At 70.9% G+C, this 11,388-nt stretch carries 12 protein-coding genes; 2 read left to right on the top strand and 10 right to left on the bottom strand.

The genetic code is table 11. The annotated features are described in order from the left end of the window. Positions 1-14: 14 nt before the first annotated feature. The 8 genes from CLV71_RS20620 to CLV71_RS20590 are packed head-to-tail and all read right to left on the bottom strand — an operon-like array spanning position 15 to position 7,893. Entirely contained in the window at positions 15-1,292 is a 1,278-nt protein-coding gene (locus CLV71_RS20620; protein WP_133904462.1) for an MFS transporter, read from the bottom strand. Beyond that, the gene (locus CLV71_RS20615) at positions 1,285-2,463 is read right to left on the bottom strand and encodes an LLM class flavin-dependent oxidoreductase (RefSeq protein WP_133904461.1); all 1,179 of its coding nucleotides are present in this window, start codon (positions 2,461-2,463) and stop codon (positions 1,285-1,287) included. Before CLV71_RS20615 ends, CLV71_RS20620 begins: the two co-directional genes overlap by 8 nt. A 15-nt stretch (positions 2,464-2,478) precedes the next feature. Continuing rightward, the gene (locus CLV71_RS20610; protein ID WP_133904460.1) at positions 2,479-3,591 is read right to left on the bottom strand and encodes an acyl-CoA dehydrogenase family protein; all 1,113 of its coding nucleotides are present in this window, start codon (positions 3,589-3,591) and stop codon (positions 2,479-2,481) included. Beyond that, on the bottom strand, positions 3,581-4,291 hold the full coding sequence (locus tag CLV71_RS20605; RefSeq protein WP_243866624.1) for a dihydrodipicolinate reductase C-terminal domain-containing protein: 711 nt from the start codon (positions 4,289-4,291) through the stop codon (positions 3,581-3,583). Before CLV71_RS20605 ends, CLV71_RS20610 begins: the two co-directional genes overlap by 11 nt. 1 nt (position 4,292) lies before the next feature. Beyond that, a complete protein-coding gene (locus CLV71_RS20600; protein WP_133904458.1) occupies positions 4,293-4,553 on the bottom strand; it encodes a phosphopantetheine-binding protein in 261 nt (86 codons plus the stop codon). 9 nt (positions 4,554-4,562) lie between these two features. Then, on the bottom strand, positions 4,563-6,002 hold the full coding sequence (locus CLV71_RS20595) for a class I adenylate-forming enzyme family protein (protein WP_166664183.1): 1,440 nt from the start codon (positions 6,000-6,002) through the stop codon (positions 4,563-4,565). Next, positions 5,999-7,195: a nitroreductase family protein gene (locus CLV71_RS47780; protein WP_166664182.1), complete on the bottom strand. Its 1,197-nt coding sequence runs from the start codon at positions 7,193-7,195 to the stop codon at positions 5,999-6,001. Before CLV71_RS47780 ends, CLV71_RS20595 begins: the two co-directional genes overlap by 4 nt. Positions 7,196-7,197: 2 nt before the next feature. Further along, positions 7,198-7,893: a class II aldolase/adducin family protein gene (locus CLV71_RS20590; RefSeq protein WP_208297641.1), complete on the bottom strand. Its 696-nt coding sequence runs from the start codon at positions 7,891-7,893 to the stop codon at positions 7,198-7,200. A 201-nt stretch (positions 7,894-8,094) separates the two neighbouring features. Between CLV71_RS20590 and CLV71_RS20585 the strand changes: the two genes are divergently transcribed. Both CLV71_RS20585 and CLV71_RS20580 read left to right on the top strand, forming a co-directional pair. Next, a complete protein-coding gene (locus tag CLV71_RS20585) occupies positions 8,095-8,886 on the top strand; it encodes a hypothetical protein (RefSeq protein WP_133904456.1) in 792 nt (263 codons plus the stop codon). Between the two features lie 352 nt (positions 8,887-9,238). Continuing rightward, positions 9,239-10,012, top strand: a complete 774-nt coding sequence (locus tag CLV71_RS20580) for a maleylpyruvate isomerase family mycothiol-dependent enzyme (protein WP_133904455.1) — start codon at positions 9,239-9,241, stop codon at positions 10,010-10,012. Between the two features lie 20 nt (positions 10,013-10,032). On the opposite strand, the gene CLV71_RS20575 is transcribed toward CLV71_RS20580, so the two are convergent. Both CLV71_RS20575 and CLV71_RS20570 read right to left on the bottom strand, forming a co-directional pair. Then, entirely contained in the window at positions 10,033-10,473 is a 441-nt protein-coding gene (locus CLV71_RS20575; RefSeq protein WP_133904454.1) for a hypothetical protein, read from the bottom strand. Between the two features lie 26 nt (positions 10,474-10,499). Further along, positions 10,500-11,222 carry a type VII secretion target gene (locus tag CLV71_RS20570; protein WP_166664181.1) on the bottom strand — a complete coding sequence of 241 codons (723 nt, stop codon included), beginning with the start codon at positions 11,220-11,222 and terminating at the stop codon, positions 10,500-10,502. Positions 11,223-11,388 lie beyond the last annotated feature (166 nt).

Genomic DNA, 11,388 nt, shown 5'->3' with positions numbered 1-11,388 from the left:
ACTCCCCCATGCCCTCAGTGATCGGCTTCCACGGTCTGCTGCGCCGGTCGCGGCGCCGGTTCCTCCTCGGCGACCGCGGCGAACTCGTCCGCCGGACGGCGGGCGGCGAGTGTCATGACGACCAGCAGCACCACGGAGATCGTCAGCACCGGGACGTTCGTGCCCTGCCAGCCGAGGAGGTAGAAGACCGTGCTGGCCGACAGCGACGACGTCACCCCGGTCACCGAGCCCACTCCCTCGGCCATGGCCTGTACCCGCCCGCCCCGGCCACGCGGATAGCACCGCACGAGCAACGTCGTGCCCGCCAGGTAGAGGAAGTTCCACGCGATCCCGTTGAACGTCAGCGCCAGCAGGAAGTTGACGAACCAGGTCCCGGACACGCCGCAGAGGGCCGCGGCCAGGAACAGCACGGCACCGATCTGCGCCGTGCGGACCGGCCCGATCCTGGCCAGGATGACGCCGCTGACGATGGAGGGGGCGAACATGCCGACGAGGTGCCACTGGATGATCACGGCACCGGCGCTCGCGGAGTGACCGGCGTGCTGGTTGCCGATCGGACCGACGGCCATGATCATGGTCATCATCGACCCCGCGCACAGCAGGGCGACCAGTCCGGTGATGAACCGTCGTGTCCCGCGCACGTCGGACAGCGGGACCGGCGTCAGCTTCTCCGGCTGGTTGGTCGCCTTGACCCCGTTCGCGCGGACCGCCAGCAGCAGCGGGATGTTCAGCATGGCGTAGAGACCGACCATCAGGTACGCCCCGGCGTACTGCGCACCGAAGAGGTTCGAGGTCGTGGTCGCCACGAACGGCCCGACGAACGCGGCGGCCAGCCCGCCGTAGAGGATGAAGCTCAGCGCTCGCTCCCGTTGCCCCGGGGGCGCCTGGTCCGCTGCCATGTAACGGATGTAGCCACCGGTTGCGCGGTAGACGCCGACCATCGCGGTGCCGCAGCACAGCAGCGGGAACGAGCCCGTCACGACGGCCATCACGGACAGCCCGGAGCCGGTGATCGCCACCAGTGCCCCGAGCACCATCACGGGCACGTAGCCGATCCGCTGGGTGAGGAACCCGGCGAAGAACGCGCAGAGCGAGCCCGCGATGGTGATCGCCGCCAGGGGCAGGGTGGCCAGCGCCGGGGTGGGGGCCAGCGAGAGACCGACGATGCCGGTGAGCGTGAGGTCGACGGTGATGCCCATGAAGTAGAACGTCTGGCAGGCGGTGAGCAGCCACGTGCTCCGCCCGATGCCGACCCCGACGTACCGGCGCCAGCCGGTCGGCATCTCAGCCATCGGAGCCCGCGCCGGTCGCCGCCGCCGTCATCTGCGCGGTCCGCCCGCCCGCGTTCGACTTGACGAACCCCTCCCGCCGCTCGCCCACCCAGCGCTGTGACTCCGCCACCCCGGCGAGCTGTCCCCTGAGCCGCGGCATCACCTGCCTGGCGAACAACTCCAGGCTGCGCAGTCGTTCCGGCGCGGGTGCCCAGTCCTGGTAGGACAGCAGCAGTCCGCCGAACCCGTCCACCCGCTCGGCGAGCGCGGTGATCGCACTGACGCAGTCCTCCGGCGACCCCGTGATGATCCCGCCCTGCTCGACCGTGTAGTCGAACGCCTTCTCCTGCGCGGTGTCCGAGGTGGGGATGGGCACGCCGAGGGTGTTCCGGTAGAGGTCGACCCGCTGATGGGCCCAACCGTCGAGCAGCTCGTTCCTGCCCTGTGTCAGGGAGTCGGTGACGTGCACGGGCACGACCAGGCGCCACTCGCCCCGGTCGCGGACTCCCCCGGCGGCCTCCTCGAGGTGCTGCCACTGTCCTGGCAGCCGGTCGACGCCGATGTCCTGGCCTGCCCGGATCGCGCCCCACGGCGGGGCGACGTGCGACATGGCGTTGATGCCGAGCCTGCCTGCCAGCCGCATGCTGAACGGCGTCGCCGCACTGGCCACCACCATCTCGATCGGCGCGCCCACCGGCCGGATCTGGACGCGGGCCTCGTTCATCTCGAACCAGTCGGTCCGGGCCGTGACCTCCTCGCCTGCCAGCAGTGGCTGGATGGTCTCCAGCGCCGACGACAGCCGGTCGCGCGCGGTGGCCGGGTCGATGCCGAGGATGTGCATGTCCGCCTGGTAGGCACCGGATCCCGCGCCGAGGATGAACCGGCCGTCGGTCAGGTGGTCGAGCAGCAACGCGCGCTCGGCGACGAGGAACGGGTGGTGGTAGGGCATCCCGAGCACGCCGGTGGCGAACCTGATCCGGCGGGTCCGCTGCGCGGCGGCGGCGATGAACAGCTCCGGGCTGCTCAGGGTCGCCCAGCCGCCCGAATGGTGCTCCCCTACCCAGAACTCGTCGAAGCCGAGCTCGTCGAGCACCTCCGCGAGCCGCAGGTCCTCCTTCAGCAGGAGGTGGGGGTCGGTCCCCGGCCGGTGCAGCGGGGAGGTGAAACAGCCGAAACGGGTGGGTAGTCGCATGGGCCCTCCTGGCCGTCAGAGTCGTGACGCGATGGCCGCGCGCTGGATCTGGTTGGTGCCTTCGATGATCTGGAACAGCTTCGCCTCGCGCATCCAGCGCTCAACCGGTTCCACGGCGGTGTAGCCGCGGGCGCCGAGCACCTGGACCGCGTCCGTGGTGACCTTCATGGCCGTGTCGGTGGCGAACACCTTGGCCTGCGCGGCGAACAGCTCGACCCGCGCACCTCCCGTGTCCGCCTCCCGGCAGGCGCGGTAGAGCAGCTGCCTCGCGGCCTCGATCTCGATCGACGCGTCCGCCAGGAGGAACCCCACCCCCTGGAAGTCGATGATGTGCGAGCCGAACTGCGACCGCCGCCGGGCGTACGCCGTCGCGTGGGTGAGCGCCGCCTGTGCCAGTCCGATCGCGCACGCGGCGATGCCGAGGCGCCCCTGGACGAAGACGCTCCGCGCGACGATCATGCCGCGGTTGAGCCTGCCCACGATCCGGTCGGCGGGCACCTCGACGTCGGAGAACACGACCCTCGCGGTCGGCAGCGACCGGACGCCCATCTTCTCCTCGGGTGGCTGGACCTCGACGCCCGGCGCGTGCGCGTCGACCAGGAAGCAGGTGATGCCGCCGAGTCCGCCGCCCCCGGTCCTGGCGTACACGTTCAACAGGCCGGCGACGCCCGCGTGCCCGACGTAGGCCTTCACCCCGTCGAGCCGGTACCCGTCGCCGTGCCGTGTCGCGGAGGTCCGGATCAACGACAGGTCGGAGCCCGCGTCCGGTTCGGACAGACAGTTGCCCGCGATCACGCGGCCCAGCCGCAGGTCGGGGAGGAACCGGTCCCGCAGCTCGGCGCTACCGTGGCGGGCGGGCCCGACGGCGGCCAGTGTCTGCAGGTGCACCGACTCGGCGAGCGCCACCCAGCCGACGGCGAGCCGTTCGACGGCCGCACAGAACAGCTCGGTCGGGTACGGCGTGTCCGACTCGTCGGTGACGAGCGCGGGCAGCCCGAGCGCACACACCTTCCTTACCAGGTCGACCGGATAGGTCGCCGTGCGCTCGTGCTCGGCACAGACCGGCCGGACCTCCTCGGCGACGATGCCGTCGATCTCGGCGAGCAACCGGTCGGACTCATCGGCCATCTCCGCGCACCCCCGCAGATCCGTACCGGCGTGAGTAGATCTCGAAGACCGGGTAGCACCCGGGTGGCAGGCTCCGCACGTGTCCGGCGATGCCGAGCAGTGCGGTCGCCGCCGCGGTCAGGTCGGTGACCGAGTGCCCGATGGACAGGGACAGGCCGGGCAGGTCGAAGGTGACCACGTGGTCGCTGACCGGCTGCCCGCTGCGCTGCGCGGTCGTCTCACCGCACGACTCCGGCGGCGCCGCACTCGCCCACACTGCGGCGAGTGAGCGTGCCGACGCGCTCGGCCGGTCCCGCTTGGTCACCGGGTGGCGTTCGTGGACCGACATGCGCGGCCGGGTCGGCAGCGCTTGTGTCAGCTCCGCCACCACGTGGACCAGTCTCGTCTGCAGCCAGTGTCCGATCGAGAGGTTGTCCGCGACCACGACCGGGGTGCGGGCCCCCAGCGCGGTGAGGCGGTCGCGGGTCCGGTCGGTGGTCCTGGAGACGCAGTAGACCAACGCCGCGCCGTTCCGCTCGCAGTAGTCGACGGTGTCCTCGAGCGCGTCCGGCCCGCTGGCGTCGACGAGCACCGAGGCGGGTGTCGTGCCGACCCAGCCCGCCCGCGACGCCGTGACCCCGACCGCGACGCCGAGCCGGGCGCATTCCGCGAGGACCGCCGAGCCGAGCCGGCCCGTCGCGCCCACCACGCCGAGCACCACCTCAGTCAACGTGCTGTTCCCGCAGGAAGGTCACGATCGAGCTGACCCTGCCGAGGAAACGGGTGTCGCCCTCGAGGTCGATGTAGATGCCGTAGCGGGTCTCCAGTGCGTCGATCAGCTGCAGGAAGGACAGTGACGAGAAGCCCTTCTCCAGCAGGTTGGCCGACTCGTCGACGACCTGCGCGCCAGTCACGACGCCGCCGGAGGTCTCCACGATCAGGCTGGTGATCTCGGTCTTCAGTTCCTCGTCGGTCTGCGGCATGTCCGTTCCCTAGCCGTTGGATGGTTGGTCCAGACCGGCGAGCAGCAGCTTCGAGATCACCGCTCGCTGGACCTTGCCCGCACCGTTGCGCGGGATCGCCTGCACGACGACGAGCCGTTCCGGCACCTTGAACGCGGCCGCCCTTGCCAGGCAGAACCGGCGCACGGCCACGATGTCGAGTGTTTCCGGTGCCACGACGGCCGCACCGAGGAAGGAGCGTCCCTCCCGCACCACCATCGTGACGGCGCATTCGGTGACGTCCGGGTGCGAGGAGAGCAGCTCCTCGATCTCGTCCGCGCTGAACTTCTTGCCACCGACGCTGAACGTGTCGTCCACCCGGTCACCGAGCCGGAGCTCCCCGTCGGCGGTGAGCATCCCCTGGTCACTGGTCCGGTAGTGACCGGACTCGGTGATCCGCTGCTCGAGCATCCCCGGGTAGTTCAGGTACCGCGTCCCCATCGACCTGCTCCTCGCGAGCAGCGTGGGTGGGTCGCCGTCGAACAGCAGGGAGACTCCCGGCAGCGGACGGCCCTGTCCGCCCCCCGGCTGGGGGTCGGGGTTGAACGTCAGCGGCCCGGTCTCGGCAATGCCGTAGTAGTCGCCGATCCGGATGCCGTGGGCCGCCAGCACCGAACTGGTCCTCGTCGACAGGCGTGCCGCGGACGAGAGTGCCAGCCGGACCTTGTGCCGGGACAGAGTGGACGGATCCGAGGCCGCGAGGCCGTCGTACGCGGCGGGGAACGCGACGAGGACGGTCGGGTCGACCTCCACCAGATGACGCCGCAGGTTGCCCGCGGACGGCAGGCCGGCGGGCAGGTACATGCTCGCCCCGGCCAGCAGGCCGGGTATCAGTGCGGCGTTGAAGCCCAGACCGTTGTACAGCCCGGCGAAGCAGAGGATCCGGTCCTCCGGGCCGAAGCCGCAGGCCGTTCGCCAGCCAGCCGCGGCCGCCGTCACCGCCGCGCCGGAGAACTCGATGCAGCCGGGTGTCCTGGTGGATCCGGAGGTGAGCCGGCAGAGTTCGGTGTCGGGGTGCAGCTGCGGCACCGGGCCGGTCCCGCCGTCGACGAGACCGAGCGCGGTACCCGCGCAGTCCACTGTGGAGCGCAGGGCCGGGAGCCGGGCCGTGTCGTCGTGCAGTACCGCGTCGACCCCGCAGTCGGCGAAGAGCCTCGCGAGCTCCGCCGTGCCGAGCGCCGGGTCCATCAGCATCGGCACGTGTCCGGCGGCGAGCACCGCGAGCAGATCCGAGACGTAGGCGGGCGAGTTCCGGCGGATGATCGCCACGCGACCGCGGTCGCCGGGCAGGACTCGCGCGAGGCGCCTGCTCCGGTCGTACCCGTCGTCGAGGGTGCGCGCCCAGGTCTCGCGACCGGCCCGCGCGCCGATCAGCGACTCGGGATGCCGGGCGACGCTGTCGGTCAACGCCCTGAGAAGGATCCCGTTCATCGGCCGTGGTTCCCGCCCGCGCCGGTCGCGTCCGCCTTCTCGCCGGACCGCTCCTGCCCGAACGCGAGGAGGAACAGCACGTCCTCCGCCGTCCCGCACTGCCGGGCCCACATGACCGGGTCGAACCCGCCGATCCCCGTCATGCCGAGACCGGACCGCGCGGCGACCAGGTAGCCGATCTCGCCCGCCATCCCGCAGGCCATGACCGTCCGTTGTGCCTCCGGCGACAGGACGCCGTTCGCCTTGTCGGGCACCTCGGCCTGGAACACCACGAAGGTGCTCGCGTTCACCAGGTCCGACTGCCCGAGGATCGCCTGTGTGACCCATGTCGTGGCGGGCAGCGTGGCACCGAGCCCCGGGTGGCGGGAGAACACGCGCACCTCCGGCACCGGCAGGTCGAGCGCCGGAACCAGGCGCCGGCAGAGCTTCTCCGTCTGTGCCAGCGCGTCCCCGAGACCGCCGGTGTCCGGCATGGCGTCCAGCACGGACGCGGAGTGCCGCTGCCGCAGCGCGGCGGCCAACGCCGCCACGTCGGGATCGTCGTCGAGCCGAAGCCACACCGGACGCGGTGTGGGCGGCAGCACCGACGTGATCATCATCTCCACATCGGACAGTGGGACGGGCAGGCGAGTCGTCTCCTGCAGCATCCAGCGCGCACCGGCCTCGCCGGGACCACCCCGGTCGAGCAGCCCCACGGCCAGGACCGACGCCGCGCGTTGGGCCGCGTACTCCTCCGCGCGGCGGAGGACCTCCCGGGGCACCCGGAAGTCCCGCGGCGGGTCCGCCGCCGCGACGGCGAGGTTGAGCATGGCGTGACCGGCGTCGAGCAGGTGGTAGAGGTAGCCTCTTCTGCCGTACCTGCGCATCGAGAGCCAGGGGCGGCCGACGAGGAAGTAGACGAAGGCGTCGCCGTTCCAGCACTCGCGTTCGGCGCTCCTGACGAGCAACCGCCGCTGCTGCAGGTCCACCAGTGCGAGAGCGGTGTGGTCGACGGGCGCGAGCACGATCTCGCAGGGATAGCAGGCACCCGCGGACGGCGCCGCCCGTTTGGCGGACCCGGGCCGCCTGCCGACCGCCCTCTCCAGTCGGGCGACCGCGGCGGCCACTCCGCCGGGAAGGCCCGAGTACCGGCTGACCGGCGGGATACTCGGTCTGCTCACGTCCGACCAGGTGATGACGCCACCGCTGGGCATCCCTACCACTCCCCGGCTTCCGGAGTGGTCCGCAGCACCCGGCGGCGGGCGTGCTCCCAGTAGGCGCGGATCGACAGGTCGGCGAAGACGAACTCCCGCTTGGCCTCGACGTCCACCATGGTCGAGGTGGAGAACTCGCGCCCGGTTGCCAGTGCGTCCAACTGCAGGCGGCAGGCGCGTTCGAGCATCAGCGCGAAGACCACCGCCTGGCGCACGCTCTTGCCGACCACGAGGCTGCCGTGGTTCACCAGGAACACGCCGATACCGGAGGACAGGGTCGTGGCGATCGCCCGCGCGACCCCGATGTCCAGGACCGTGTTGCTGGTGAGGGTGAAGTGGTGTGTCTCGCCGTGCAGCAGGGCGCCTTCGTGGCTGAGCGGAACCAGGGCCTCCCGCAGGGCACCGAACACCAGCGCGGCGGGCGAGTGCGAGTGCACCACGCAGTTGACGTCCGGCCTGGCCTCGTACGCCGCCTGGTGCAACGGGATCTCCGGCGGGGCGAGCCGGTGCGGGGGCGCCAGTGGGTCCACCTGGCCGGGCACGAAGTCCTGTGGTGTCGCCTCGTCGAACCCGACCAGCGCGCCCTTGATCACGAAGTCGGCGGAGCCGGGCCGACGGCAGGACACCTGCCCCTGGTTGAAGTCGTCATGCCCACCGGCCGACAGCATCCGGGCACCGAGCGCGGCCTGGATCGTCAACGGGTCATTGTGGACGGAAGGACGAGCTGACTTTCTGTCAAGCACGAGGACGGGCCCCCCGGTATCCAATTTCAGTCAATTCGCTGTCTCGTACCGTAGCGCAGATTCCTTCGAGTGCAAGGGGATTTCGTTGGCCGGTTCCGGTAACGTCGGCAGCACATTTCCCCCGGAGCCCCGGCGATACACGACGGAGGTAGGACTGTGCGGCAAAGCGACTCCTGGCGCAGGGTGCGCGTGGGGACGGTGGAGCGGTCCGTTCTCGCCGTGGACTTCGACTTCACCGGCCGCCCCGAGGCGAACTTCGGGGACTTCGCCGAGGTGTCGGATCTCGACCACGCGCTCTGGCAGACCGTCGCCCCTCGGGACAGTGCGCGCGATCTGTTGCCTGCCAACGAGTATCTGGACTTCTGGGCCGCCGGGGTGGGCGGCCGGGTCGACGCGGTCATGGGTTACTGCGTGGGCTGCGTGTTCCTGCCCGCACTCGCCGACCGGATCGAGTCGGCCTGCGGACGGCGCCCGGAACTGGTGTTGTTCGACCCGCAGCCGGTGTCGGTCGCGGACCTCCACCGGGACTTCGGCAGGATCGTGGAACTCATCACGACCCTTTCCGGACCGGAAAGGCAACGGCTTCTCATCGAAGGCGGAAATGTGTGCGACGCCGCCGGCGACGACTTCCCGAAAGCAGCCACACAAATAGTCGGGCTTTACGACGACGCGATCAGCGCGGCATTCACACGCCTGGCTCTCGACAATGCGATGCGCGCCGAGTTCACGGAGATGTTCCGCTCGTACGTGTCCTATCTGGCCGCCGCGGCACGACTGTCCGCCGACGTCGACTGGGCAGCGGGCACGGCTCTCACCTCCCAGGGCTCCAGTGCCGGCGCGAAGTCCGCCAGGACGGAGATCTGCTTTCCGGTCCGCCCGGCGGACCTGCTTCGCGACGCGAGGGTGGCCGACGCCGTGTTCGACCTGCTCGACGCAGGCACGGAATGACCGTCATCCATCCTCCTGGTCCTGACTCGGGCGCCGCGACTACCACATGACACCCCATCGTTCGCCCACGTGGCAATGCGGCGTTCGACTGCGGACACACGCGCATGGCGCGAACCAGGCACCCTGTCGCGTCGCCACCCCGCTGCCGCCGGCGGTGGTGGCGCGTTCCTCGGTTGAACGAGACGGCCCCGCACCCCGGACCGGACATCAGGAACAACTCGGTCACACCCTGCCGCAGGGGCCTCCACACAGGCCAGTCCGCTCACCCCCGGCGACGCTGGCGAGGTCGAAATCTTCGCGTTCGCGGGTGGTTCGGCGGAACACCGGCGTCCGCTCGTGGGTTGAGGGTGGCATGAGTCAACTCGTGGACCGCACGATCTCTGCCCTGCGCGCCGAGCACGACGTGCTCGCCGCTCTGGTCGCCAGCCTCACCGACGACCAGCTGGCCGCCCCCAGCGGGGCCTCGGAATGGACCGTCGCCCAGGTCGTCTCCCACCTCGGCAGTGGCGCGGAGATCGGCCGCGCACCGATCGCCAGGGCCGCGGGCGAGACCGTGGCGGTCGAGGACAACCAGACGATCTGGGCCCGTTGGGACGGGTCCACGCCGCGTGCCCAGGCCGAGGGCTTCCTGGAGCACAACGCCCGCTGGGTCGACACCGTCGAGGCCCTCACGCCGGAGCAGCGCTCGTCGCTGACCGTCGACCTCGGGTTCCTGCCGGAGCCGGTGCCGCTGCTGACGGCCCTCGGCATGCGGCTGAGCGAGGTGGCCAACCACTCGTGGGACGTGCGCGTGGCCTTCGACCCGGACGCCGGAGTGGACGCCGACTCGGCCGCGCTGGTCGTCGACCTGCTGGCCGGGCCCCTCGGCTTCATGCTCGGCTTCCTCGCCAAGCCTGCCGAGCTGGCGAACCCGGTGTCCGTCGCGATCCCCGGCGCCGGCCTGGTGATCGACGACGCGGTCACCGTGGTGGACCACCTCGAGTCACCCTCCGCGACGTTCGACGGGCCGCAGGAGGCGTTCGTCCGGCTGGTCACCGGTCGCCTCAAGAAGCCGTACGACGACGGCGTCACCGTCGACGGCAGCGTCACGCTCGACGACCTTCGCCGGGTGTTCCCCGGCTTCTGAGGCGGAGTGCCGCCCTTCGGTCAGCGGCGGCCGGTGGCCAGGACGACGAGGAACTGGCCGCCGCCCGCCTCGACGTTCGCGGTCACCGGCAGCCCCGGCACCAGCCGGGAGAACCGGTCCACCAGCCAGTCCGCCGCCTCCCGGGCGTCACGCTCGGTCGGGCAACGCGCCACCAGCTCGCGGCCGCCCTTGCGCTCCAGCCGACCGGCGACCGTGATCAGCGGCGCTGGTTCGACCACGTGCAGGTGCTCCGGCCAGGCGATGACCACCTTGACCGCGCCCTTGCGGGTGTTGCACCCTCGGTGCGCGAGCCGCTCGGCGACCCTGGCCTTCCGGTCGGTGGTGCGGCTGTCGACGCTCGGTCCCCGAGGGTCGTTCACCGACCGGTCGGGGTCGACCGGTTCGTCGCACACCCAGCATCGCCAGCCGTCGCGTTCGGCCACGTCGTCGAGGAGACTCACCAGGGCAAACTAGCCTGCCCGGGGTCCTAGTCGCCGAGCCGGACTCCCAGCTGCCGGGCCACCTGGTCGCGTTGTGCGGGCGGCATCTCGTTGAGCCAGTCGGTCCTCGCGTCGACCAGCATGTTGTACCGCCGGTCCGCGGAGACGGCGGCGCCAAGCCAGTTGCCGTCCTTCTCGGAGTTCCAGAACGCGGTCTCCCTGTCGGCCACCGCGCGGATGTTGGCGTCGGTCGGCTCCCTGGCGAGCAGGTCCGGGATGTCCTTCTCGTAGTGGTCGCCGATCCGGGACGCCAGCACGTTGCCCACCCAGCCGCGGAACCACTTCACCTGGCGCACCGCGACCGTGGCCACGCTGACCGGATGCTCCCTGGAGATCCGCTCCAGCACGGCGATGGCCTTGTCCCGCTGCCCGACCTCCCCCGTCGCGGCGGCGGCGACGGTCGCGGACCCGTCGGCGACGCGGAACACCTGGGCGTGGTGCTCCTCGGTCTGCTGGTAGGCGTTCGCCGTGGCGGTCAGCCCGGACTGGACGTCCATGACCGACTGGGCGCTCGTGCCGATCGCGGCGCGCATCTCGTCGCTCGTCGACATGATCGACTGCGCGAAGAACTGCGCGATCGACCCGAACGAGTCACCGCCCACCGCGACCTGCGCGGCGGTCCCCACCGCGCTCACCTCGCCTGCGAGGCTGCCGACGGTGGCCGCGTGCTCGCGCAGGCCGTCGACACTGACCTCGAACTCGTCCGCCATCGCGCACGCCCCTTCGCCGGTGTGTAACCGAAAGCCTGTCACACGAACGGCGCCGAGAGCAGTGGCAGCAGGCGGAACGCTCCTGTCCCGCATCGATCGTTGACCCTTCACGCGACGGCCTGCTACAAAGTGTGAGAGCGCTTTCATCAATGTCGGTGTTTTTTGT

The sequence above is a fragment of the Actinophytocola oryzae genome, assembly GCF_004364325.1.
Taxonomy (GTDB): domain Bacteria; phylum Actinomycetota; class Actinomycetes; order Mycobacteriales; family Pseudonocardiaceae; genus Actinophytocola; species Actinophytocola oryzae.
Note: the sequence above shows the minus strand (reverse complement) of the source record. Positions and strands in the feature narration are given on the sequence as shown.

Bases quoted from the DNA above. Each gene is read 5' to 3' on its own strand.
- CLV71_RS20580 (WP_133904455.1), top strand. From the start codon at position 9,239: ATGAGTCAACTCGTGGACCGCACGATCTCTGCCCTGCGCGCCGAGCAC.
- CLV71_RS20620 (WP_133904462.1), bottom strand. From the start codon at position 1,292: ATGGCTGAGATGCCGACCGGCTGGCGCCGGTACGTCGGGGTCGGCATC.
- CLV71_RS47780 (WP_166664182.1), bottom strand. From the start codon at position 7,195: ATGCCCAGCGGTGGCGTCATCACCTGGTCGGACGTGAGCAGACCGAGT.
- CLV71_RS20600 (WP_133904458.1), bottom strand. From the start codon at position 4,553: ATGCCGCAGACCGACGAGGAACTGAAGACCGAGATCACCAGCCTGATC.
- CLV71_RS20570 (WP_166664181.1), bottom strand. From the start codon at position 11,222: ATGGCGGACGAGTTCGAGGTCAGTGTCGACGGCCTGCGCGAGCACGCG.
- CLV71_RS20610 (WP_133904460.1), bottom strand. From the start codon at position 3,591: ATGGCCGATGAGTCCGACCGGTTGCTCGCCGAGATCGACGGCATCGTC.
- CLV71_RS20595 (WP_166664183.1), bottom strand. From the start codon at position 6,002: ATGAACGGGATCCTTCTCAGGGCGTTGACCGACAGCGTCGCCCGGCAT.
- CLV71_RS20615 (WP_133904461.1), bottom strand. From the start codon at position 2,463: ATGCGACTACCCACCCGTTTCGGCTGTTTCACCTCCCCGCTGCACCGG.